We start from the raw sequence: 23,578 nt of genomic DNA, 5'->3' as shown, positions 1-23,578 counted from the left end.
GTCACTCCTTCGTGGTGGGCGCGGGGTCCCGGTGGGATGGAACGGGTGCGGGGTCGGACTCCAACAGCTCGTCAATACGGGTGATGTGGTCCCGCCAGCCGCGCTCGAGCTCGGTGAGGAGCTCGGAGGCGGAGCGGAGGGTTCCGGCGTCGCCGCGGGTCAGGGTCTCCCTGCCGTGACGGCGTCGGATGATCAGCCCGGCCCGCTCGAGCACCACAACGTGCTTCTGCACCGCCGTGAGGCTCATGGAGTAGTTCCGGGCCAGGGAGGACACCGACTGCTCGTGCTCCAGCACCCGGCGCAGGATGTCCCGCCGAGTGCGATCCGAGAGCGCGTGGAACCAGGCATCCGCTCTGGCGTCGTCGTTCCTCTGCATGCGAAAAACCTACAACCATTTGGTTGTGACTGGAAGGGGTGCAGACAGACTTCTTGCGGAGACGGCGGGCGGGGGTCGGCAGGGATGGCGCACAGCGGGCAGTGGAGGGGTCGAATCGCGGGCCCGGCGCGCCTATGCTCGATGGCATGGCACAGGGGCGGGATTCTTCCACCGGCTATGACTGGGAGGACCTCACCGACCCGTCCGAGCCGGCGCCTCTCGCGTTGCCCGATCGTGGGCTCGGCTCGACAGGCCGGGCGTCGGCGGCCGGCCCTGAGCCGCCGAGCCTCGGTGACGATCAGCCAGGCCGCAGCAGGGACGCCGCCCGTTCAGTGCCGGGGGAACCGGTCCCGCACGACATCGTCCAGGACGACGCACCTTTCGGGGCTCCCTCCTTCACCTACGACCCGCAGGAGCCCCTCGACGAGGAGCCGCGCCGCAGTGGATTGCCGGCCTGGGCGATCGTCGCCATCGTCTTCGTGCAGGCGGCCGCGCTGGTCGCGGTCGTCGGCCTCGTGGTGGGCGGGCTGCAGCGGCTCGGCGCCCCGTCCCCCGCGACGCCCGCAGCTGCCCCTGCCAGTGAGGAGGAGAGCGCGAGCGTGCCCGCCTCGCAGGCCTCCCAGGAACGGGAGCCAGGCACCGTCACCGACTCCGCAGGACGGGAGGTGACCGACGGGACCGGCGGGTACGACCGCCCGGCGACCATCGGAGAGCACACCGTCAGCTGGACGGCTTGGACCGATGGAGCTCTCAGCGTCACCCCGCTCGAGGTGGACCTCGCGGCTACCGCTCCCGGAGCGGACGGCAAGGACGTGGTCCAGGACGGCTACCGACTGGTCCTGGTGACCTGTGCAGTGCGCTACGACGGGCCCGGCCAGCTGGCTCCCGTGGAGGAGCTCTGGCTGACCGGTGAATCGGATCGCACCTACTTCCCCGATATCGCCCAGGGCCTGGTCCCGGACCCGATGACGTCGATCAGCCCTCTGGGCAGCGGCGAGAGCGCGCAGTTCCGCAGCGCCTACCTGGTCCCTGAGCGGGAGGTCGACACCTTCCGGCTGGGTGTGGAGACGTTCACCGGGGAGATCCTGTACTTCACGACCGCATGACCGCTGGCGGGCGCCCCTGCTCGAGGGTGCTGACCGGGGTGCTGAGTGAAGGTGCTCACCGCAAGCGGCCGCGCGTGCGCTAGCGTGACGGCGGATCGTGGAGTGCGATCCCGACCTGAACTGTCCGCCGAGGAGGGGAGACCGTCGCACTGCGGGCCACGAGTCCGCTCCCGCGTCGCGCACCGCCATGCACCAGAGCCCACCCCCTCACCCCTCGCACCGCACCGCCCTCACCGAGCCACTGCCTGCGCGGGCTCCTCGCACCTCCTTCTACCTGACCGTCGGCTGCCTCTCCGTGATCGCCGGACTCGTGCTCGGCGTCGGTGGATTCTTCGGCGTGCGCGCCCTCCAGCACGGGGGAGGGATCTCGATCGCCGGCGGAGGGTCCGACGGCGGCGGGGACGAGCAGGGCACGGAGACGACGCCCCCGACCTTCGACGAGATGCCGGTGGGGCCCGAGGATGCCGTGCCCTTCGGGAGCACCTTCCCGTTCCACTCCACCACGCTCGGAGCTGACGTCGACGTGACCGCGACCGCCATGGACTGGGATGCGACCTCCGAGATCCTGGAGGCCAACTCCCTCAATGCCGAGCCGGAGGAGGGAAACAAGTACGTGCTGCTCACGCTCGAGGGTCTCTATCACGATGACAGCGACTACCCCTCGTCGTTGCAGGTCTGGATGCGGGCGGTCTATATCGCCGAGGACGGCACCGAGCACAGCCGTGCCTTCGTCGTGACCCCGCACTACGACGACCTCCTCGAGCAGCGCGGTGTCACCGCAGGAGGCACCTTCCTCTCGGAGCTCGCCTTCGAGCTCCCTGCAGAGGTCGAGGGTGGAGGGCACTTCGTGCTCCTCGACGATATGCAGGTGACTGAGGAGGGAGCCTGGATGGCGGCATCCTGAGCCAGCGCCCTGAGCCAGCGCCTCGAGCCAGTGCCTCGGACTGCATCCTGGGCCGGCACCTGGAGCTGGCACGTGGAGCCGGTGACGTGAGCTGCCGCGCTCGCGGTGGGAACGGCTGGCGTCGGTGGACACCTGCCGTCGACCTGAGGCATGATCTACATGAAACCCGCAGTATCAGACAATCCTGCGGATGTCGCCTGCCCTCGACGAAGAGATCGCGAAAGGTCACTGATGAGCAGCTACACCGAGCACGTCACCCGAGTCCTGGCCGAGGACCGCGAGCATCCCGGACTGGGCACGGTAGCCGTGCTGACCTTCGCCCCGCCGGAGGGGGAGGAGCGACGTCCCGCCACCCTCGGGCCACGTTCGATCGACGCCGTCACCGGCGCGATCGGTGCCGCCCTGGATCGTGCCGAGGCCGGGGAGATCCAGGCGATCGCCATGACCGGCACCGGCCGCGTCTTCCTCGCCGGCGCCGACCTGTCGATGTTCGCCGACCCCACCGCGGTCGCGAACGTCAAGGGCATGACCAGCGCCGCCCATGACCTGCAGGTCCGCGTGCGCACCAGCTCGGTTCCAGTGCTCGCCCACCTCAACGGGGTCGCCCTCGGCGGCGGCCTGGAGGTGGCGCTGATGGCGGACGTCCGCACCGCGGGCCCCGCAGTGCGTGGCCTGGGTCTGCCCGAGACCAGCCTCGGCATCCTGCCCGGTTGGGGCGGCACCACCCTGCTGCAGGCAGTCGTCGGCGCCGATAACGCGGTGCGGATGATCCTCGAGGACCCGGCCCGCGACCGGCAGCTGAACGCCGAGCAGGCCCTTGAGATCGGACTGGTCGACGAGCTCGCGGAGGACTTGGACGAAGCGCTCGACGAGTTCGCCGCCCTGGTCGCCGCGCATGACGACCTCGACGAGGCCGACGCCGACGTGGTCGATCCCGCGCTCGCCGAATCCGCTCCCACCGGCACCGTCGCGGCCGACGGTGCCTGGGGCGGCCGCACCGCACCGCTGCCCGCCGCCGATACGCCGGAGGCGGAGGCGCTGCGCGATGCGCTCGATGCCGCCCACGGCCCGGCCGAGACCCGCCGCACCTGGGCCGCTCGGCTCGAGGCGCAGGGCGCCCCCGCCGTCGGCCGCGCCCTGGAGCTGCTGCAGCAGCTCCCGGGCTCCACCCTCCCCGACGCCCTCGCCCGGGAGGCTGCTGCCCTCGAGGAGCTGGTGCGCAGTGACGGTGCCGCGGCCTCGATGTACACCGCCGAGCTGCTGCGTCGCGGCAAGCCCGGACGCGCCCCCGTCGAGGGCGCACGCGAGATCCGCCGGGTGGGCGTGGCCGGCGCGGGGCTGATGGCCTCGCAGATCGCCGCCCAGCTCGCTCTCGGCCTGCAGGTCCCGGTCGTAATGCGGGATCTCGATACGGAGATCGCCGCCAAGGGCCTCGCCGCGGCCCGCGAGGTCATCGCCCAGACCGCCGCGCGGGGGCTGCTCGACGAGGCGGCCGCCGCCCAGATCTCCGAGAACCTCTCCGCCACCACGGACCTCCAGGAGCTCGCCGGCTGCGACCTCGTGCTCGAGGCCGTGCCCGAGGTGCTGAAGATCAAGCAGTCCGTCTTCGCCGAGCTCGAGACCGTCCTGGCGGAGGACGCGCTGCTGGTCACCAACACCTCCTCGCTCTCGGTGACGCGGATGGCGGAGGGCCTCGCCCACCCCGAGCGGGTGGTGGGCCTGCACTTCTTCAACCCCGTCGCCAAGATGCCGCTGGTCGAGGTGATCCACACCGAGGCGACCGACGAGACCACCCTCGCCACCGGCCTCGAGGTGGTGCGGAGGCTGCGGAAGTTTGCGGTGCGCAGCGCCGACGCCCCCGGCTTCATCGTCAACCGGCTGCTGTTCCGGGTGCTCGGCGCGGTCCTCGCCTCCGTCGACGCGGGCGCCGATCCGGCGGAGGTCGATGCCTCCCTCGACGCCCTCGGCATGCCGATGCGACCCTTCGAGCTGCTGGACCTGGTGGGCCTCGCTGTCGCGGACCACGTCGGCACGGTGCTCGCCGAAGAGCTCGGGGATCGCTTCCACGCCTCTCCGGGACTGCATTCGATGGTCGAGAAGAAGGCCCACTTCACCGAGCGCAGCAAGACGTCCGTGCACCCGCCGGTCTCCCCGACGGTCGCCGAGGTGTTCGCCGCGGAGCCGCACAGCGGCGCGGCGCCGCACAGCACGGCACGGACGGACGCGCCCGTCGGCGACGCGCTGCTCGAGAAGGTCCAGGACGGACTGGCCGAGGAGATCGCCCTGATGCTCGAGAACGGCATCGTCGAGCGACCCGAGCAGGTGGACCTCGCGCTGATCCTCGGCGCCGGCTTCCCCCGCCATCGCGGCGGCATCACGCCCTACCTCGACGCTTCGGGTGCCTCCCAGCGGGCCACCGGCCGCACCTTCCACGGGGAGCTGTTCACCGGCCGCGGCTGAGCAGCACCCTGCTGTCCGCCGCCCCGGGACCTGGCTCCGGCCGGGCCCGGGGCGGCGTGCTTCGTGACCTGATAGCGACCAGACCGAATCGGGACGGGGCCTGAACGCGCCGTACGATGTGGCGCACAGGCCCAGGGGGTCTCGGCCATCGCAGGTCGTGTCAGCAGAGAGGGGACGGCGCCGTCACCGGCGTCGGAGCAGAACATGTCGCAGCCACCGCAGAACGGATGGGGCCAGCCCCCGTCCGACGATTCCCATGCCCAGCAGCCCGCACCGGGCGGCTACGGCTCGCCGTCGCAGCCGTCGCAGGGCTATGGCCAGGACCAGGCCGGATCCGGCCAGCAGGGCTACGGCCAGCAGGGCTACGACCAGGCCTCCCCGAACGCCGGATACGGGCAGGACCCCTCTTTCGCTCCGAGCTTCGGGGACGGCGGCGGACAGGGCTTCGCACCGCAGGGCGCACCCCCGAAGAAGTCCAACAAGCTCCCGATCATCATCTGCGCCGGCTGCGCAGTGCTCGCGCTGCTGCTGATCGTGGTGGGCGGCGGCATCTTCCTGTTCACCCGCAGCGGTGGAGAGCCCACCGGAGGTGGCGAGACCACCACGCAGGAGCCCAGTGAGGAGCCGTCCGAGGAGCCGAGTGAGGAGCCCTCGGAAGAGCCCAGCGAAGAACCGTCGGAAGAGCCCAGCGAGGAGCCCTCGGAGGCCCCGGCCGGTGACGGCGGCGGCACCGAGGACAGCCCGTACGCGCTCGGCCAGCAGTTCACGCTCGAGGATGGGGAGGGCGGCACCCTCGACATCACGATCGGCGAGATCAACTGGGAAGCGACGGAGGCGGTGATGGCGTCCAGCTCGACCAACACCGAGGTCTCCGAGAACCAGACCTACATCCTGGTCCCGGTCTCGGTCACCTATCACGGCGACGACTCGGCGGAGCCGATGCTGCTGCTCAGCCTCGAGTACCGCAGCGAGGCCGGCGGGACCTACTCGGACGAGGGCGCGCTGACTCCGGAGAGTCGAATCTACGTCGACACCCTCAACGACGGCGATAGTGGGAGCTGGGACTACGGGATCATCGTCCCGGTGGATGAGGTGAAGGCCGGCAGCTTCGTCGTCCGTCCGCTGTGGAACTTCAGCGCCGACGACACCTGGGTGAAGGCCGCCTGACTGGAGCACTGACCGTCAAGGCCACGTCGGCCTGCAGCGAGGTAGCGGCGTGGGCGGCCGTCAGCTGACCGGGCGGCGCTGATCGCTCAGCGGCGCGGCGCCGCCCAGGCATCGAGCTGCTCGAGGGCCCGCTCGATCGTGGTGCGGGACTTGCAGAACGCCATCCGCAGGTAGGCGCTCGCCTCGCCGGCCTGCCCGTCGCGGTAGAAGGCGGACAGCGGGATCGCCACCACCCCGGCCTCGGCGGGCAGGCGGTCGGCGAGGGCGTCGGCGTCGGGCTCTCCCAGCGGGCCCGCGTCCGCGACGGTGAAGTATCCGGCCTCGGGCACGCTCACCCGAAAGCCGATCTCACGCAACCCGTTAGTGAGCAGGTCCCGGCGCTCGCGCAGATCCGCGGCCAGGTCGTGGAAGGCCGACGGCGGCATCGCCAGCCCCACCGCCACCGCAGGCTGGAAGGGTGCTCCGGAGGAATAGGTCAGCCACTGCTTCACCCCGGTGATCGCGGTGATCAGCTCGGGACGGGCGGTGATCCAGCCGATCTTCCAGCCCGTCGCCGAGAACGTCTTGCCCGCCGAGGAGATCGAGATGGTGCGGTCCTGCGCCCCGGGCAGGGTCGCGATCGGCAGGTGGGCGGGACCGAAGGTGAGGTGCTCATAGACCTCGTCGGTGACGATCAGCGCGTCGTGCGCGACGGCCTCGTCGACGATCGCCTGCAGCGCGCCGACCCACAGCATCAGCCCGGTGGGGTTATGTGGGGTGTTCACCAGCACCAGACGGGTGCGGTCAGAGAATGCCGCACGCAGCGCGTCCTCGTCGACATCCAGCACTAGATCGCCCGAGCCAGCGTCGGCGTCGGCGTCGGCATCGGAGCCAGGACCGGAGCCGGCGTCGGGCGCGGCGTCGGAGCCAGAGCCGGAGGCGGGACGGGAGGTGACCGGCACCGTGCGGTGCACCCCGCCGGCCAGGGCGATCACCGCCGCGTACTGGTCGTAGAAGGGCTCGAGCGTGATCACCTCGTCCCCCGGCTCGACCAGCGCCAGGATCGTCGCGGCGAGCGCCTCGGTCGCACCCGTGGTCACCAGCACCTCGGTGGCGGGATCCCAGTTCACTCCGTACCACTGGGCCTGATGCTCCGCGATCGCCTCGCGCAGCACCGCCTCCCCAGCGCCGGGCGGGTACTGGTTCCGGCCCTCGCGGATCGCGGCGACCGCGGCCTCGGCCACCTCCGGGGGCGGGGCATCGTCGGGGAAGCCCTGGCCGAGGTTCAGCGCCTGGTGCTCCGCGGCCCGAGCCGACATCCGGGCGAAGACGGTGGGGCGCGCCACGCCGTCCTTCAACAGGCCAGCAGCGGCGGTGGCACGGGTCCAGGGGCCTGAGATCTCCATGTGCCCGAGTCTGACAGAGAGGACCGCCGGCAGAGAGAACCGCCGGCAGAGAGGACCACCGGGGCACAGGTGGAGAACACCGGAGGGTGCAGACAGAGTGCACCGTAGGGTGCTGACAGAGAGCGCCACCCGCAGGGGCGCAGCGGGCCCTCAGCGGTTCGAGCGTCGCCGCACGTTCTCGATCAGGATCGGCATCAGGCGCTGCCGGGTGCGGTCGGCCTTGCGCAGTGCCTGCCCATAGGCCCGGGCATGCTTGCGCACCAGTCGGCTGGAGACGATCTGGCCGCCGGCGGCGGCGATCTCGTCGTAGTCGTCCTCGGCGCGGACCATCACGCGCAGGTAGTCGTCGCTGGCCCCCAGCAGCCGGGCCTCGACCCACTCCCGCACCACCGGCGGGGTACGGTGCACGGTGAACCAGCGCTCGACGGCCTGCTCGAGGTCATCGGCGTCGGCCTGCAGATTCCACAGCCGGCCGCGGTAGTCGCGCAGCGTCTCGGTGAGCTCGGTGGCGAGCTCCTCATGCCAGTCGTCGAGGTCGGACTGCTCGATGAGGGACAGGGCCGTGCGGTGCTTGCGGGGGAGCACCGCGATCTCGCTGAAACCCTGTGTGTACGTCGGCCGCTGGAGGACCAGCAGCAGCGGCTGCACGATCCGCAGCGAGACCCGGCGTGCGACCTTGCGGGAATGGCGCTGGGCGGCCCAGATGTCCAGCAGCCATAGCGCGAGGCCGATGATCAGACCCGTGATGCAGCCGATCACCATGTCCGGCCAGAAGGTGGACCAGTCGCCCGGCCAGGTGGGACCCGTGGCGAGCAGGGGAGCCGGACCGGTCGTGAGGGCAGGAGCAGTCATCAGGGCAGGAGCGGACATCTCGACGGGCACAGCTCAGCGCCGGGGGAAGACGAAGCGGCCGTAGGTGATGTAGCGGAAGGACGTCGAGACGACCTGGCCGATCAGGGTGCCGGAGATGTTGTCCGCGAGCACCGAGTCCAGTCCCAGCACGTAGCGGGAGAACCCCAGGCAGGACAGCTGCAGCGCGGTCGCGATGAGGTTGATCAGGATGAACATCATGATCGAGCGGGTGGTGTCCGGGCGCGGGCGGTCCCCGAAGGTCCACAGCCGGTTGCCGAGATAGGTCAGGCAGGACGCGATGGCGATGGCGATGATCTTCGCCGTCAACGGGTTCGCATGCATCAGCCCCTCGCCCCAGCCGTGGGTCGGATGCCAGAACACCAGCACGTTGTACATCGCGGCATCGAGCAGGAACACCACCCCGCCCACCAGCAGGAACTTCAGGGTGGGACCCAGATGCTCCGCCAGCAGTCCCGGAGCCCCGCGGCGCACGGCTCCTCGAGGCGCAGCGGTCCCCGGGGAGGAGGGGGACGGAGTGTTCTTCTCCGTCGTCGAGTCCGGGGTCAGCACGAGCGGCACTGTACCCGAGGCGTTACCATCGGAGGTCGGCCGCTGCGACGGGCCGGAGCGAACTCACAGGCGCCCCGGACCCTGGGAGCGCGCGGCCCGACCGTTGCGACGGGCAGGCGGGACCCACCGGGTTCCGAGCCCTGGGAGCGCGCGGTCACCGCCGCTGCGTCGGCCCGGTTCGTCACGTCTGACGGGCCACGTGCGCACGGCACCGCCACGACACCTCCAAGGAAGGCCCCCATGACTCACGTCGCCCTCACCATCGCCGGCTCCGAGACCACCGGCGGCGCCGGCGCGCAGACCGACCTCAAAACGTTCCAGCAGCTGGGCACCTTCGGCACCGCGGCACTGACCTGCATCGTCTCCTTCGACCCGAAGAACAACTGGGCGCACCGCTTCGTGCCGGTCGACCCGCAGGTGATCGCGGACCAGATCGAGGCGACCACTGCCGTGCACGAGATCGACACCGTGAAGATCGGCATGCTCGGCACCCCGACCACGATCGACACCGTCGCCGCCTCGCTCGCCGAGCGCTCCTTCACCCACGTGGTCCTGGACCCGGTGCTGATCTGCAAGGGCCAGGAGCCCGGTGCCGCGCTCGACACCGACAATGCGCTCAAGGAGAAGATCCTGCCGCTGGCCACCTTCGTCACCCCCAATCACTTCGAGGCGCTGACCCTCTCCGGGATGGAGCGCATCGAGTCCGTCGAGGACCTCACCGAGGCCGCTCGCCGCATCCACGACATCTATGACGTGGTGGTGCTGGCCAAGGGCGGCGTGGTGCTCGAGGGTGACGACGCGGTGGATGTGTTCTACGACGGGGAGCAGACCGTCGAGCTGCGCAGCCCGAAGATCGGCGAGCACCGGGTCTCCGGCGCCGGCTGCACCCTGGCCGCCGCGGTGACCGCCGAGCTCGCCAAGGGTGCGACCCCGCTCGAGGCCGCTCGCACCGCGAAGGCCGTGGTCACCAGCTCGATCGAGCATCGCCAGGAAGGCGCGACCCCGTTCGATGCGGTCTACCAGGGCGCGTACCGGGCCTGAGCGGCGCACCTGGGCTGCGGGGCAGGAGCTGCCCCGCAGCGACCAGGAGCTGCTGAGCAGGTGAGCCTCGGTCCCGAGGGAGCGGGCGGGGAGCAGGGCGTGCGGAGCATCACCTCGGATGGCTCACTGTTACGAATACGTTCCGACATGCGAACACTCGACCCAGGATGTGGACAGATGTCGCCGAGCACCGCATTCTCGAAGGATGAACGAGAGCAGCACGCCCCCGGAGACGCCCCGCAGCGGGACGCCCGACGGGACCACCGGAGGCACCCCCGCGGCGCCACCGGCGTCCAGGTCCTCGCGCGCCCGCTCGCGGTCGACGTCGCGGTCGACGACGATCGGTGAGCCCCTGATCTCCGCGCGCGGCGTGGACAAGTTCTTCGGCGACTTCCAAGCGCTGAAGAACATCGACCTGGACATCCACCGCGGTGAGGTGGTCGCGCTGATCGGCGCCTCCGGCTCCGGCAAGTCGACCCTGTGCCGTTGCCTGAACCGCCTGGAGACCATCACCGCCGGCGAGATCACCATCGACGGAGAGCTCCTGCCCGAGGAGGGCAAGGAGCTCACCCGGCTGCGCGCCGACGTGGGCATGGTGTTCCAGAGCTTCAACCTCTTCCCGCACCTCAAGGCGATCGACAATGTGACCCTCGGTCCGCGGAAGGTGCGCGGGGTGTCCAAGGCCGAGGCGGATCAGCAGGCGATGGAGCTGCTCGAGCGCGTCGGCCTCTCCGACAAGGCGAACTCCCTGCCCACCGCGCTCTCCGGCGGCCAGCAGCAGCGAGTCGCGATCGCCCGCGCGCTCGCCATGAAGCCCAAGGCGCTGCTCTTCGACGAGCCCACCTCGGCGCTGGACCCCGAGGTGATCAACGAGGTCCTCGACGTGATGACCGAACTCGCCGAGCAGGGCATGACGATGCTCGTGGTCACCCACGAGATGGGCTTCGCCCGGCACGTCTGCGATCGCGTGGTCTACATGGACCAGGGTGAGATCGTCGAGCAGGGCGACCCCGAGGAGTTCTTCACCGCCCCGCGCAGCGAGCGGGCGAAGGCCTTCCTGTCCAAGATCCTCGCCCACTGACACGGCGCCCGGCGAGGCCCGCAGAGTCCGTCGTCCGCAGACCTGAGCAGGACCCCCACCGACCACCGCGACAGCGGACCTCCGGCACCTGCCGGACCTGACCCGCCGCTCCTTCTGGAGCAGCTCAAAAAATGGAGAGAACCATGACGTCCACCAGCTTCCGACCCGGCCGCCGCGCCGTCGTCGCCGCCGCCGCAGCCCTGCCGCTGATCGGCCTCGCCGCCTGCTCCTCCGACACCGGCGCAGGCCCCGACCTCGGCGGCGGCGACTCCGATGCCTCCGACGGCGGCGGCGAGGGCGGGGGCTCCGGCGACGTGATCGCCTCCGGGCCGATCGCCTCGGACGACGCCATCGCGGCGAGCCCCTGGGCCACCGCCATCAAGGACAAGGACCAGCTGGTGCGCGGCGGCACCGTCGCCAACCAGGTGTTCTCGCTGGCCAGCGTCTCCGGCGGGCAGCCCACCGGCTTCGACGCCGGAATCACCCAGCTGCTGGCCAAGTACATCCTCGGCGAGGGTGGGGAGGAGAAGGTCGAGTACATCGACACCACCGTCGAGACCCGCGAGACCCTCGTCCAGAACGGCACCGTGGACTGCGTGATCGCGACCTACTCGATCACCCCCGAGCGCCTCGAGGTCATCAACTTCGCCGGGCCGTACTACCTCTCCGGTACCGCGATCCAGGTGCGCACCGAGGATGCCGAGACGATCGCCGGCCCCGAGGACCTCACCGGGCTCAAGCTCGTCACCCAGGCGAACTCGACCGGGATCCAGGCCATCGAGGAGTTCGTGACGGATCCCGAGAGCGTCGAGACCCTCCCGGACAACGAGTCCTGCGTCGCCGCGCTCAAGCAGGGCCGCGTGGACGCGTACGTCCTTGACCAGGGCGTGCTGCTGGGCAACTCCGCCGCGGACCCTGAGGTCACCGTGGTGGGCGAGCCCTTCGTGGACGATCCCTACGGCATCGGCCTGTCGAAGGACAGCGAGGATGCCGTTGACTTCGTCAACACCTTCCTGCAGGAGATCATCGACTCCGGCACCTGGCAGGAGCTGTGGACCTCGACCGTCGGCGAGGTCATCGACGGCGAAGCCCCCGAGCCGCCCGTCCCCGGCGAGCTCCCCGCCTGATCCGTCGGAGGCTCCCTGAGCCTCTGACGACGCCGACCGCCCTCCGCGCGGAAGGGGATCGCCCATGCCGGGCGATCCCCGTCGGCCCCCGACCGCACCGAGAGGCACCCCATGGACGAGTCAGACGGGATCATCCAGTACCTGCGAGACAGCGTCGCCCTGCTCGCGGAGAACCTTCCGCTGCTGCTGCAGGGCATCGGCTTTACCGTCGCGCTCACGGTGCTCGGCTACGGCTTCGCCCTGATCCTCGGCACGGTGCTCGCGATCTTCCGGGTCAGCCCGATCCCGCCGCTGCGCTGGGGGTCCGCGGTGTATGTCGAGATCTTCCGCAACATCCCCCTGCTGAGCCTGCTGATCCTGATCGCCTTCGGACTGCCGGACGTCGGCCTGCTGCTGCCGTACTTCTGGTGCGGCGTGCTGGGGCTGACCCTCTCCTCGGCCGCCTTCGTGTGCGAGAACGTGCGCTCGGGCATCAACACGGTGCCGATCGGGCATGCCGAGGCGGCGCGCTCGATCGGGCTGGGCTTCTTCGGCACGCTGCGCTTCGTGGTGCTGCCGCAGGCGTTCCGCTCCATGGTCCAGCCGCTGGTGAACGTCTTCATCGGCACCGTGATCGGCTCTGCCCTGTGCTCGGCGATCGCGGTCAGCGAGATCACCTGGGTCACCCAGACCCTGAACATCCAGTCAGGGCGGGCCGTGGTCATGTTCTTGGTCGCCGGCGCCGTCTACCTCGGGATGTCATTGGGCGGTGCGGCGCTCGGCGGCGTGATCGAACGGGCCGTGGCACCGTCCAAGGGTGCCTCCCGCTCACAGTCCCGCACCACGCTGGACGTCACGGCAGGAGCACAGGCATGAGCACCACCTTCGGTCGACGAACTGCGAGGAACGAGCGGGAGGAGATGGGGAGATGAGCACAGCCACGTCCAGCACCGCCACCCAGGTCCTCTTCGACGCCCCCGGTCCGAAGGGCCGCCGCCGCATCCTGCTGCTGTCGGTCCTCAGCATGCTCGCGATCGCGGCGCTGCTGGCCGGAGCGCTGTGGCAGTTCCACGCCAACGGTCAGCTGGACCCGAACAAGTGGATCGTCTACCTGCGGGTGGACTACCTCGCATTCCTCGGACAGGGCCTCTGGGGCACCCTCAAGGTGACCGCGATCGCGGCGGTGGTCGCCTTCCCCTTCGGACTGCTGCTGGCGCTCGCGCGGATCTCACGCTTCTCGCTGCTCAGCGGCGCGGCCATCACCTGGATCGAGTTCTTCCGCGGCATCCCGATGCTGCTGGTGGTCTACGCCTTCCTGCTCGCCCTGCCCGCCTTCGGCGTCACCTTCCCACGGTTCTGGATGCTCGTGATCCCGATGATCCTGGTCTCCAGCGCTTCCACCGCAGAGGTGTTCCGCGCCGGCATCAAGGCCGTGGACATCGGCCAGCACGAGGCCGCGGCGGCGATCGGGCTGAGCCGACGTGACGCGATGTTCTCCGTGGTGCTGCCGCAGGCGGTGCGCCTGGTGCTGCCCAGCCTGATCCTGGCGCTCGTGACCCTGCTCAAGGACTCCACGCTCGGCTATGTGGTCAGCTACAACGAGCTGCAGTTCCAGGGCAAGACGCTGGTCTCGATCACCCGTTACCTGGTGCAGACCTACCTGGTCGTCTCGCTGATCTACATCGTCATCAACTTCCTGCTCACCCGCATCGCGCTCGTGCTCGATGCGCGGATGAAGGCCCGCGCCGCATCGAGCTGAGCCCTGCGCCGCACTGAGCGCCGTCTTCCCTCCACCACTCGAAAGCTGGTCTGTGCATGTGCCGTCTGCTCGGTGTCGTCTCCCGTGAGCCCATCTCCCTGGATCGCGCGGTCGCGGAGGAGATCGAGCCGTTCACCGCGCAGTCCGAGGTGCACAGCGACGGCTGGGGGGTGGCCTGGTTCGAGGCGGCCGATGGGGCTGGTTCGCCGGAGGGGTCCGGTGCGGCCGGCGGGAGTGAGAGGCCGGCCGACGCTGAAGCGAGCGATGCCCGGCCGATGCCGCTGCCCAACCCCCGTCGGCCGCAGATCCGTCGGCACCTGGACGTGGCGCGTGAATCCGCCGCCTATCGCGAGGCGGTGCGCTCAGCGACCGGCCCGATGATGCTGATCCACCTGCGCAAGGCGAGCCCGGGTCTGGCGCTGCGGATCGACAACACCCACCCCTTCCGCGAGGGCGAGACCGTGTTCGCGCACAACGGCCAGTTCGACCTGCCGGAGGGCCTGGGCGAGGCGGTGCTCGCCCGCGGCGGCCGCACCCCCGAGGGCACCACTGACTCCGAGCTCTACTTCTCGCTGATCGAGCTGCACGCCCGGGACACTGACCCCGCGACCGCCGTGCAGCGCGCCGCCGCGGAGATCACCGCGCTGAGCCTCGAGCACGGGACCAGGGTGCCGGAGGCGCTGAACTGCCTGTACATGACCCCGGACCTGCTAATCGCCTACCAGCAGTCCGATCCCGCGCAGGCCCGGCCCCACCACACCGCGGACAACTACTCGCTGCGCTATCGCATCGATGCCGACCGGGTCATCGTCGCCTCCACCGGGATCCCCCAGACCGGATACCTCGAGGTGGGGGAGGGCCAGGCGCTCGTGGTCCATCGCCACGACCTCAGCGTCTCGGTGCGCCCGCGGATCGCTGCGCTGGTGACCTGAATGCTGCGCGCCGACCAGCCGGTCTGCTTCCGGCCGTGTCGTCCACCGGTCGGGCGCTCTCGGTAGGCTGGGCCTTCCGGCAGTGACAGCTCGTCGGCCCGACCCCCTCTGGGAGGCCCCGTGATCGGATTCGAGAACGTCCGGAAGGAATATCCGGGCGGGACGCTCGCCGTGCAGGATTTCCACCTCGAGATCGCCTCCCACGAATCCGTGGTGCTGGTCGGCTCCTCCGGCTCCGGGAAGACCACGCTGATGCGGATGATCAACCGCATGGTCGACCCCACCTCCGGACGCGTCCACATCGACGGCGACGATGTGGCCAGCCTGGACCCCGTCCAGCTGCGCCGCAGCATCGGCTACGTCATGCAGGCCTCGGGCCTGCTCCCGCACCGCACCGTGCTGGACAACATCACCACCGTGCCCGTGCTGCGCGGCACCGCCAAGCGCGAGGCCCGCGAGCGCGCGCACGAGCTGATGGAGACCGTGGGGCTGGAGGCGGCACTCGCCGGGCGCTATCCCTCCCAGCTCTCCGGCGGCCAGCAGCAGCGCGTCGGCGTGGCGCGCGGCCTCGCCGCCGACCCCAACATCCTGCTGATGGACGAGCCCTTCGGCGCCGTGGACCCGATCGTGCGCCACGAGCTCCAGCGCGAGCTGCAGCGCCTCCAGCACGAGCTGCGCAAGACCATCGTCTTCGTCACCCACGACATCGATGAGGCGTTCCTGCTCGGCGATCGCGTGGTGATCCTGAAGCCCGGCGGGATCATCGCCCAGGTCGGCACCCCGCAGGAGATCCTCGCCGATCCTGCCGACGACTTCGTCGCGAGCTTCGTCGGCGCGGACCGCGGCGCCCGCACCCTCCACATCGAACGCGTCGACGGCCGCGACGTCGTGGTCGACGCCGACGGGCGGCCCGCCGGGGTGCTCGCTGCACAGACGGCCGGACGCGCCGGCGACGGCCCGATGGGGGAGCGGCCCTCGTGAACTGGGTGCTCGAGAACCTCGAGGTGATCGGCGGCTACACCGGCGCTCACCTCCTCCAGGCGTTGCCGCCGATCCTCGTGGCGTTCCTGCTCTCGCTGCCGCTCGCGAAGCTCGCCAACGCCCGCGGCTGGCTGCGCACCTCCGTGACCACCACCTCCTCCCTGATGTACGCGATCCCCTCGCTGCCACTGTTCGTGCTGCTGCCGGGCCTGATCGGCACCAACGTGCGCAGCCCCGTGAACATCTCGATCGCGCTGTCCCTGTACGGGCTCGCGCTGATGGTTCCCACCGCCTCGGATGCCTTCCGTTCGGTGAGCCGGGACGTGCTCGGCTCCGCGACCGCCCAGGGCTACGCGCCGGCCGCTCGGTTCCTCCGGGTCGAGCTGCCGCTGGCCGGTCCGGTGCTGCTGGCCGGGGTGCGCGTGGTCGCGGTGAGCACCATCTCGCTGGTCACCGTCGGCGGGGTGCTCGGCGTGCCGAGCCTGGGCATGCTGTTCGTCGACGGTGTACGACGCGGGATCGTCGCGGAGATCGCCGCCGGGATCGTCGTCACCGCCGCCCTCGCGCTGCTCACCGACGCACTGCTGGTGCTGCTGGGCCGCGCGGTGATGCCCTGGACCCGGCAGAGGGAGGTGCGCAGAGCATGACCGGAAATCCCTACGTCGGCTCCCTCGCCTGGCTCACCGACCCGGCGCACTGGTCCGGTCCGGGCGGCATCCCCCTGCGCACGCTCGAGCACCTCGGCTATACCGCCCTGGGGGTGCTCGTGGCAGCGCTGCTCGCGGTGCCCGTCGGCCTGTACGTTGGCCACACGGGCCGTTTCAAGGGCCTCGCCGTGGCCGCGGCCGGCGCCGCCCGCGCCCTGCCCACCCTGGGCCTGGTGACCCTGTTCGCGCTGCTGGTGGGGATCGGGCTCACCGCCCCGCTGCTCTCGTTCGTGATCCTCGCGATCCCGTCCTTGCTGGCCGGGGCGTATTCCGCCATCGAGTCCGCAGATCCCGCCACCGTCGATGCCGCGCGCGCCCAGGGCATGACCGAATGGCAGATCCTCACCCGGGTCGAGCTCCCGCTGGGCATGCCGCTGCTGGTGGGCGGGTTCCGCGGCGCGACCGTCCAGGTCGTCGCGACCGCGATGCTGGCCGCCTATGTCGGCAGCGGCGGGCTGGGCCGGTACATCTTCCAGGGCCTCGGCTCCCAGAACTATCCGCAGATGATCGCCGGCTCCCTGCTGGTGATCGCGCTCGCGCTGATGCTGGATCTGGCCCTGCTGCTGGCCCAGCGCCTCGCCACCCCGCGCGGGGCGAGGACGGCATGACTCGCTCCCGTCCGCAGGTCCCATCCTTCCCGCACATCCCACTCGGCCCGCACCATCATGAGGAGAACACCATGACCATCCACAGCACCCGCCGTCACCTGCTCGGGGCGTTCGGCATCGGCGGCGTCGCGCTCGGCGCCGCGGCCTGCGGCAGCTCCGACCCCTTCGCAGAGGAGGACGGCACCGGCGGCGAGGGCGGAGCTTCCGACTCCGGGTCCGGCGAGGGCGGGAATGGCGGCACCCTCGCCATCGGCTCCCAGGCCTACTACTCCAACGAGATCATCGCCGAGCTGTTCGCGCAGGTCCTCGAGGCTAAGGGGTTCACCGTCGACCGCCAGTTCCAGATCGGTCAGCGCGAGGTGTACATGCCGGAGCTCGAGGCCGGTTCGCTGGATCTGCTGCCCGAGTACCTCGGCAACCTGCTCCAGCATTACGACGCTGAGGCCGCCTCCGCGAGCCCGGAGGAGATCCACGGCGCGCTCGCCGAGGCCCTGCCGGAGGGCCTGCGGGTGCTCTCCTTCGCCGAGGCTTCCGATCAGGACTCCTACACCACCACCGCCGACTTCGCCTCCGAGCACTCCCTGGTCACGATCGGGGACCTGGCTGGTGTCGAGGAGGACCTCAAGGTTGCCGCGAACAGCGAGTTCGAGGTGCGGCCCTACGGTCCTGAGGGAGTCAAGACCGTCTACGGCGTGGACCTCACCGTCGTGCCCGTCGAGGACTCCGGCGGCCCGCTGACCGTGCAGGCGCTGATCGACGGCGACGTGCAGCTGGCCGACATCTACACCGCCGACCCCGCCATCGCCGAGAACGACCTGGTGGTGCTCGAGGACCCTGAGTCGCTGATCCTCCCGCAGAACGTGGTGCCGGTGGTGTCCGAGAAGATCGACGAGGCCGCCGCGGCGGCGATCGACGGGGTCCTCGCCCAGCTCAGCGCCGCGGATCTGGTCGAGCTCAATCGCCAGAGCGTGGTGGACCAGGCCAGCAGCGCCGACATCGCCTCGGGCTGGCTGACGGAGAAGGGCCTGGTCTGATGCGCATCGTGGTCACCGGGGCCACCGGGAAGGTCGGCGGGCAGGTGGCCCGGCTGCTGGCCCCGGCGCCCGGGATCGAGCTGCTGATGGTGGGGCGCAGCCTGCACCGCGCCCCGCAGCTCGAGGGCGTCGCCACGGCGCGAGCGGAATTCTCCGATGCAGACGCCTGCCGCACCGCCTTCGCCGGGGCCGACGCGCTGCTGCTGGTCTCCGCGGGGGAGGCCGAGGATCGCCTCGCCCAGCACCGCACGGCGATCGATGCCGCCGTCGCGGCAGGGGTGGGACATGTGCTCTACACGTCCTTCCTCGGCGCCGGAGCCGATGCTGAGTTCACCCTCGCCCGCGACCACGGCGCGACCGAGGAGATGCTGCGCGGATCGGGACTGGCCTGGACCTGCCTGCGGGACAGCTTCTACGCCGACGTGCTGCTCGACTTCGCTGGGCCGGACCGGGTGATCCGGGGGCCGGGCGGCACCGGTCGCTGCGCCTTCGTGGCCCGGCGCGATGTGGCCGACGTGGCCGCTCGGATCCTGCGCGATCCCGCTGACTGGGCCGGCCGGATCCTGGATCTGACCGGACCGGTGTCGGTGAGCCTCGCGGAGGCCACGCTGCTCATGACCCGTGCTCGCGGCGAGGAGTACGAGTACGTCGACGAGACGCTCGCCGAGGCCCGTGCCTCCCGCGCCCCCTACGGCGCACCGGACTGGCAGGTCGACGCCTGGCTCAGCACCTACACGGCAATCGCCTCCGGAGCGCTCGATGTGGTCGGCGACGGGGTGCGGGAGGTGCTGGGCCGCGAGCCGACGTCGCTCGCCGACGCTGTCGCGAACCCTCTGTGACGGACCGACGCCTCGCTGTGACCAGCACAGATGCCAGCGCGCCAACCGCACGGTCGGCCCGCGGATGACATCTCGCAGCGGAGACGGCAGGGTGGGGGAGATGAACAGCAACCAGACCCACCTGACCGTCACCCGCACCGTCGATGTGCCCGCGAAGGATCTGTTCGACCTGCTCACGTTGCCGGCGCGCCACCCCGAGTTCGATGGCTCCGGCACCGTGCGCAGCGCCGATGACACCGAGCGCATCCACAAGTCCGGCGAGAAGTTCGTGATGAACATGCACCGCGAGGCCATGGGCGGCGACTATCGCACCCACAACTTCGTCACCGCCTACGACGAGAACAAGATGATCGGCTGGCAGCCCGCCCCGGAAGCCGAGGACGGCAGCGCGCCGACCGAGCCGCTGGGCTGGGAGTGGCTCTACGAGCTGAAGCCCCAGGGCGCCGGTTCCACCGACGTGTCCCTGACCTACGACTGGTCGAGGGTCACCGACCAGAAGCTGCTCGAGAAGGTCGGCTTCCCGGCGATCCCGCAGACGGCTCTCGAGGAATCCCTGAACCTGCTCGCCGCGGCGGTCACGAAGTCCTGAGGTCCTGACCAGCACGCAGTGATCTCGGCGCCTCCGGCGCCGCTCGGCCCGGGGCCCCGGGCGCAGCTCGGCGCGGCGAGCGCCTCGACGCCCCGGCGTCGCCCTCAGGCGGCCGTCGGGGAGGTGTCCCGGCGGACGTCGTAGACGGCCATCCGCACCCCGTTGGAGAAGTGCGCGGAGCGCACCAGCTCCAGGCGCTGGGTCGGGGCGTCGGCCGCGAACAGCCGCTTGCCGCTGCCCAGCAGGACCGGGAAGGTCAGCAGGTGGTAGCGGTCCACGAGATCCGCGGCGACGAGCGACTGCACCAGTCGGGCCGATCCGTGCACCAGGAGCGGCCCACCGTCGGTGTCCTTGAGCGCCCGCACCTCGTCCAGATCGCGCAGCAGATGGCAGTTCTCCCAGCCCGTCCCGGTGACCTGCTCGGCCGAGAGCGTCGTGGAGACGACATGCTTGGGCATCCGGTTGTACTGGCGGAACTGCTCGTCCATGCCCGGCCAGACCGGCGCGACCTCCTCGAAGGTGGCGCGGCCCAGCGGCAGCGCGCCCGCCTCCTCCTGCTCGCTGCCCTTGATCTCGTACGCCTCGGGCACGAAGTCGATGCCCTGGAACGTCCACCCCGCCTGCGGGTGATCGCCGCCGCCGGGCGCTTCCATCACCCCGTCCAGCGTGAGGAACTCGGTGACGATGAGCGGACGGGCCATGGGAGCTCCTCGGGGCGGAACTGCGGGGTGGGCTGCAACATGCGCGCTGCTGCATGCGCGCCGCTGACTATCCTCGAGCTGACTGCCCTCGAGCTGACTGCTTTCGAAGCGTACGGGGGTCGCCGGGATGGCGGAAGTCTGTCAGGCTTCCTCTCAGGCGGCGACGAGGCCGCAGTCCGACCCCGAGGAGGACAGTCATGGCTGACGAATCCGCTCTCCACGCCGGTGGTGCGGTCCCCGATGAGATCGTGCGCAGCGTGCTGATCAATGCCAGCGCCGAAAACGTGTTCGCGGTCATCCGCGAGCCGGGCTGGTTCATCAACGACGGTGAGTACCGAGAGCACACCATCACCCGCCACGGTCCTCTCACCGAAGTCATCGACCCTGTCTACGGCAGGTTCCAGCTCGCGATCGAGGCCCATGAGCCGCCGAACCGGATCTTCTTCCGCTGGCTCGGCGGCGGCCTCGGAGAGATCTCCGACGCGCCGAACAACACCGTCGAGTTCGTCATCGACCCCGCCGGGACGGCCAAGCGCAACCTGGTGCGGCTCACCGTGCGCGAACGCGGCTTCGCCAAACTCGGACTCGACGAGGCGGTGCGCCGTCGCAACTACGAGGAGAACCTCCACGGCTGGGAGCAGCAGCTCGGCGTGGCCCGTGATCTCGCAGAGGGCCGGCGGCGACAGCGCGACCAGGAGTCAGCGACGTCGGGCGAGGAGTCAGCGGCGCCGAGCGAGGAGTGAGCGGCGCCGGGCGAGCGATCGGCGGTTGATCGACGGCAGATCGGCCGCGACCAGGAGCGTCCACCGGGCACGGCCGCACCGCAGGTGAGCGGGCTATCCTCAAGGGATGGGCAGGGTCACCGACAGAGCACGGATCCGCACCGTCAGGGTGCGTGAGGGCAGGCTGTACGCCGGCCGCAAGGGCGACCACGTCGCCGTCGAGGAGCCGCTGGACATCCGCCTGAACGGTCAGCAGCTCTCGCTGACGATGCGCACCCCGGGCCATGACGTCGAGCTGATCCACGGCTTCCTCCACGGCGAGGGGATCATCGCCCACCGCGAGGACATCACCGAGGCCCGCTACTGCGACGGCGCCGTGGTCGACGACGGCAGCGGCTTCGCGCAGAACACCTACAACGTCATGGACTTCACGACCACCCGGCCGCAGCTGCTGCCGCTGGCCACCAAGAACTTCACCACCAGCTCGGCCTGCGGGGTGTGCGGTTCTGAGAGCATCGACGCGGTGCGGCAGAAGAGCCGCTACGCGCTGCTGAAGGACTGGCAGCTGGATCCCCGCGTTGTCCTCGCCGCCGCCCGCGCCCTGAACGACGAGCAGGCCGTCTTCGCCCGCACCGGCGGGGTGCACGCCGCCGCGCTCGTGGACCTCGAGGGGAACCTGCTGGTGGTCCGCGAGGACGTGGGCCGGCACAACGCGGTCGACAAGGTGATCGGCTGGGCGCTGCTCGAGGACCGCCTGCCGCTGCGGGACTGCTTCCTGCTGGTCTCCTCCCGCGCCAGCTTCGAGATCGCCCAGAAGGCCTGCATGGCCGGGATCCCCCTGCTGGCCTGCGTCTCCGCCGCGAGCTCCCTGGCCATCGAGACCTCTGAGGAGTTCGGCCAGACCCTTGTGGGCTTCACCCGCGCGGCCGAGGACGGCGACGGACGGATGAACGTGTACACGCATCCTGAGCGGGTGGACCTGGCGGGGGCGGAGGGCTGATCCCGCCGGATCGCCCTGTCTGCCCGCCCGCCCTGCCCGGCCCCAGCCCAGCCCGCTCGCCCTGCCCTGCCCTGCCCGGCCCTGCGCCAGCCCAGCCCGCCCTGCCCCAGCCCCGCCCGCCCTGCCCTGCCAGCTCACCCAGCGCGGCGTGTACGGAATCGTGCAATTCTGAGCCGTTTCCGGGGCGATTCTGGCTCGGAATCGACCGATCCCGCCCGTGGGGCGAGCGTGCTCGCCCGGTGACGGCCGGGCGACGGTTCCTCCCCAGGGGCAGGTTTTCCACAGCCGGCCAGAGCATCCCGACGACGGTCGGGATGGCTCTAGCGTCGGGTGAATGGCGAGGGATTTCAGGCGGTACGCGGGGGCGCTGGATCACCGTTCGGCATGGCTGGAACTCGGCATGCATTCGCGGGATCTCGCCTCGGACCTCTTCACCACGGTGTTCCCCGGCTATCTGACCCTCACCAGCGGCCCTGCGACGCTCAACATCATGTCGTGGGTGCTGCAGAACAGGGTCCGTCCGGGCAGCGTCCTCAGCCACACGACCGCGGCGCTGCTGTGGGGCATCCCGATCCCTGCGGCGCTCGAGAAGGGGGTCGGCCTCCTCCGAGGCCCCGACCTGCAGGTGCGTGACGGAGTCGCGGTCATCCCCTCGGTGCAGCCGGGCCGTGCGCTGGGCGTCGACGCGAAGCTTCCCGTACTGCACTGTCGCGTCCCACCGGAGCAGAGTGGACGGATAGGGAGGGGCGCCATCGTGCATCGGCAGCGACCTGGCGGCACCGCACTGCTCGGCACGCTCGTGGTGTCGTCGCAGGCGGAGACCATTCGGGAGCTCGCGACGATGCTTCCGCTGTGGGACGTGGTCGCGGCGATCGAATCTGTGGTCGGACCAGATCCCGTGTCACCCGGGCAGACGATGAGGACTCTGGGTGCGGCCTTCGAGGCGCCTGGTGGCGGGGCGGGGACCGCACGTGCACGCCGAGCCCTCGCGCTGGCGTGTACACGGGTGCGCTCACCGGGCGAGACGTTGATGAGGCTGATGCTCAAGTCGACAGGGTTCCCGGCACCGTTCCCGAATCTCCCGGTGCCGGACCCGCTCACGGGACGGACCCGCTACATCGATCTGGCGTGGGATGAGGTCGGCGTGGGCCTGGAGTACGACGGCGACGGTCATCGGACCACGAAGGAGCAGTGGCGCGCGGACGAGACTCGGCGCGACGAACTAGCGGCCCGCGGGTGGATGCTGGCACGCGCCAACGGCACGGACCTCTGGCGTCCACGTCGGATTCTGCTGCGTCTGCGTCGGAGCCTCGGGGAGAGAGGACTGCAGGTGCCGAGCGAGGAGCGCATCCACCGCACGCTGTCGATGCTGGCCGCGAAACGTCCCTCGATGCGCGTAAGTCCACGACCGGGGTGACCAGGGGCCGACCCCGCGGCAACCCGCGGCTGGCCCGGGCCAGATCCCGGGCCGGAGCGGTCGTTTCCGCGCCGGAGTGGTCGACCCCCAGCCGGATCGGTCGATTCCGAGCCAGATCGGGGCCTGTTCTGGCTCGGAATCGACCGGAATCGACGCAGAGAGCGCGGCGCACGGTGCGGGCGGCGCGGGGCGCAGAGCGAGCGGCTCAGGGCGCGGGGCGACTCAGGGCACGGGACGCATG

The 23,578-nt window shown here is 70.5% G+C and carries 24 protein-coding genes; 19 read left to right on the top strand and 5 right to left on the bottom strand.

Features of this window, described 5'->3' with window-relative positions:
- Position 1: 1 nt before the first annotated feature.
- Positions 2 to 376, bottom strand: coding sequence for an ArsR/SmtB family transcription factor (locus tag ACT3T9_RS05425; protein ID WP_444592009.1), 375 nt, complete (start codon positions 374 to 376; stop codon positions 2 to 4).
- Positions 377 to 522: 146 nt separating this feature from the next.
- On the opposite strand from ACT3T9_RS05425, the gene ACT3T9_RS05420 reads away from it, so the two are divergent.
- From ACT3T9_RS05420 to ACT3T9_RS05405, 4 genes are all read left to right on the top strand, one after another.
- A complete protein-coding gene (locus ACT3T9_RS05420) occupies positions 523 to 1,482 on the top strand; it encodes a hypothetical protein (RefSeq protein ID WP_444606115.1) in 960 nt (319 codons plus the stop codon).
- 187 nt (positions 1,483 to 1,669) lie between these two features.
- Positions 1,670 to 2,386 carry a hypothetical protein gene (locus tag ACT3T9_RS05415; RefSeq protein WP_441444553.1) on the top strand — a complete coding sequence of 239 codons (717 nt, stop codon included), beginning with the start codon at positions 1,670 to 1,672 and terminating at the stop codon, positions 2,384 to 2,386.
- Between the two features lie 231 nt (positions 2,387 to 2,617).
- Entirely contained in the window at positions 2,618 to 4,846 is a 2,229-nt protein-coding gene (locus ACT3T9_RS05410) for a 3-hydroxyacyl-CoA dehydrogenase NAD-binding domain-containing protein (protein WP_444606114.1), read from the top strand.
- Positions 4,847 to 5,050: 204 nt separating this feature from the next.
- Entirely contained in the window at positions 5,051 to 6,013 is a 963-nt protein-coding gene (locus ACT3T9_RS05405) for a hypothetical protein (RefSeq protein ID WP_441444551.1), read from the top strand.
- Positions 6,014 to 6,099: 86 nt separating this feature from the next.
- Here the strand turns inward: ACT3T9_RS05405 and ACT3T9_RS05400 are convergent, their stop codons facing one another.
- From ACT3T9_RS05400 to ACT3T9_RS05390, 3 genes are all read right to left on the bottom strand, one after another.
- Positions 6,100 to 7,398 (bottom strand): aminotransferase class I/II-fold pyridoxal phosphate-dependent enzyme, encoded by a 1,299-nt coding sequence (locus ACT3T9_RS05400; protein ID WP_444606113.1) that lies wholly within the window; start codon positions 7,396 to 7,398, stop codon positions 6,100 to 6,102.
- Between the two features lie 150 nt (positions 7,399 to 7,548).
- Positions 7,549 to 8,250: a hypothetical protein gene (locus tag ACT3T9_RS05395; RefSeq protein ID WP_444606112.1), complete on the bottom strand. Its 702-nt coding sequence runs from the start codon at positions 8,248 to 8,250 to the stop codon at positions 7,549 to 7,551.
- Between the two features lie 33 nt (positions 8,251 to 8,283).
- Entirely contained in the window at positions 8,284 to 8,820 is a 537-nt protein-coding gene (locus ACT3T9_RS05390) for a GtrA family protein (protein WP_444606111.1), read from the bottom strand.
- A 240-nt stretch (positions 8,821 to 9,060) separates the two neighbouring features.
- On the opposite strand from ACT3T9_RS05390, the gene ACT3T9_RS05385 reads away from it, so the two are divergent.
- The 12 genes from ACT3T9_RS05385 to ACT3T9_RS05330 all read left to right on the top strand — a co-directional run bounded on the left by ACT3T9_RS05385 (position 9,061) and on the right by ACT3T9_RS05330 (position 19,497).
- Positions 9,061 to 9,861, top strand: a complete 801-nt coding sequence (locus ACT3T9_RS05385) for a hydroxymethylpyrimidine/phosphomethylpyrimidine kinase (RefSeq protein ID WP_299303149.1) — start codon at positions 9,061 to 9,063, stop codon at positions 9,859 to 9,861.
- A 205-nt stretch (positions 9,862 to 10,066) separates the two neighbouring features.
- The gene (locus ACT3T9_RS05380) at positions 10,067 to 10,942 is read left to right on the top strand and encodes an amino acid ABC transporter ATP-binding protein (protein WP_444502163.1); all 876 of its coding nucleotides are present in this window, start codon (positions 10,067 to 10,069) and stop codon (positions 10,940 to 10,942) included.
- Between the two features lie 143 nt (positions 10,943 to 11,085).
- Complete coding sequence (locus ACT3T9_RS05375) at positions 11,086 to 12,069, top strand: glutamate ABC transporter substrate-binding protein (RefSeq protein ID WP_299303146.1); 984 nt, start codon at positions 11,086 to 11,088, stop codon at positions 12,067 to 12,069.
- Between the two features lie 111 nt (positions 12,070 to 12,180).
- A complete protein-coding gene (locus ACT3T9_RS05370; RefSeq protein ID WP_299303144.1) occupies positions 12,181 to 12,924 on the top strand; it encodes an amino acid ABC transporter permease in 744 nt (247 codons plus the stop codon).
- 52 nt (positions 12,925 to 12,976) lie between these two features.
- Positions 12,977 to 13,807, top strand: a complete 831-nt coding sequence (locus ACT3T9_RS05365; protein WP_444606110.1) for an amino acid ABC transporter permease — start codon at positions 12,977 to 12,979, stop codon at positions 13,805 to 13,807.
- A gap of 56 nt (positions 13,808 to 13,863) precedes the next feature.
- Complete coding sequence (locus ACT3T9_RS05360; protein ID WP_442332470.1) at positions 13,864 to 14,739, top strand: class II glutamine amidotransferase; 876 nt, start codon at positions 13,864 to 13,866, stop codon at positions 14,737 to 14,739.
- Between the two features lie 120 nt (positions 14,740 to 14,859).
- Positions 14,860 to 15,720 (top strand): ABC transporter ATP-binding protein, encoded by an 861-nt coding sequence (locus ACT3T9_RS05355; RefSeq protein ID WP_441444543.1) that lies wholly within the window; start codon positions 14,860 to 14,862, stop codon positions 15,718 to 15,720.
- Positions 15,717 to 16,367, top strand: coding sequence for an ABC transporter permease (locus ACT3T9_RS05350; RefSeq protein WP_441444542.1), 651 nt, complete (start codon positions 15,717 to 15,719; stop codon positions 16,365 to 16,367). The genes ACT3T9_RS05355 and ACT3T9_RS05350 overlap by 4 nt, the downstream gene beginning before the upstream one ends.
- Positions 16,364 to 17,035 (top strand): ABC transporter permease, encoded by a 672-nt coding sequence (locus ACT3T9_RS05345; RefSeq protein WP_299303133.1) that lies wholly within the window; start codon positions 16,364 to 16,366, stop codon positions 17,033 to 17,035. Before ACT3T9_RS05350 ends, ACT3T9_RS05345 begins: the two co-directional genes overlap by 4 nt.
- Before the next feature lie 71 nt (positions 17,036 to 17,106).
- Positions 17,107 to 18,069: an ABC transporter substrate-binding protein gene (locus ACT3T9_RS05340; protein ID WP_441444541.1), complete on the top strand. Its 963-nt coding sequence runs from the start codon at positions 17,107 to 17,109 to the stop codon at positions 18,067 to 18,069.
- Entirely contained in the window at positions 18,069 to 18,908 is an 840-nt protein-coding gene (locus tag ACT3T9_RS05335; RefSeq protein WP_444606109.1) for an SDR family oxidoreductase, read from the top strand. Before ACT3T9_RS05340 ends, ACT3T9_RS05335 begins: the two co-directional genes overlap by 1 nt.
- 100 nt (positions 18,909 to 19,008) lie before the next feature.
- Positions 19,009 to 19,497, top strand: coding sequence for an SRPBCC family protein (locus tag ACT3T9_RS05330; RefSeq protein WP_444606108.1), 489 nt, complete (start codon positions 19,009 to 19,011; stop codon positions 19,495 to 19,497).
- A gap of 104 nt (positions 19,498 to 19,601) precedes the next feature.
- On the opposite strand, the gene ACT3T9_RS05325 is transcribed toward ACT3T9_RS05330, so the two are convergent.
- On the bottom strand, positions 19,602 to 20,198 hold the full coding sequence (locus ACT3T9_RS05325; RefSeq protein WP_444606107.1) for a dihydrofolate reductase family protein: 597 nt from the start codon (positions 20,196 to 20,198) through the stop codon (positions 19,602 to 19,604).
- A gap of 197 nt (positions 20,199 to 20,395) precedes the next feature.
- Here ACT3T9_RS05325 and ACT3T9_RS05320 point away from each other — a divergent pair, with 197 nt between their 5' ends.
- From ACT3T9_RS05320 to ACT3T9_RS05310, 3 genes are all read left to right on the top strand, one after another.
- Positions 20,396 to 20,941: a polyketide cyclase gene (locus tag ACT3T9_RS05320; RefSeq protein ID WP_444606106.1), complete on the top strand. Its 546-nt coding sequence runs from the start codon at positions 20,396 to 20,398 to the stop codon at positions 20,939 to 20,941.
- Positions 20,942 to 21,047: 106 nt separating this feature from the next.
- Complete coding sequence (fdhD, locus tag ACT3T9_RS05315) at positions 21,048 to 21,920, top strand: formate dehydrogenase accessory sulfurtransferase FdhD (RefSeq protein ID WP_444606105.1); 873 nt, start codon at positions 21,048 to 21,050, stop codon at positions 21,918 to 21,920.
- A 400-nt stretch (positions 21,921 to 22,320) separates the two neighbouring features.
- A complete protein-coding gene (locus ACT3T9_RS05310; RefSeq protein ID WP_444606104.1) occupies positions 22,321 to 23,337 on the top strand; it encodes a hypothetical protein in 1,017 nt (338 codons plus the stop codon).
- Positions 23,338 to 23,578: the final 241 nt, after the last annotated feature.

The sequence above is a fragment of the Brachybacterium sp. AOP29-B2-41 genome, from assembly GCF_052378395.1.
Classification (GTDB): domain Bacteria; phylum Actinomycetota; class Actinomycetes; order Actinomycetales; family Dermabacteraceae; genus Brachybacterium.
Note: the sequence above shows the minus strand (reverse complement) of the source record. Positions and strands in the feature narration are given on the sequence as shown.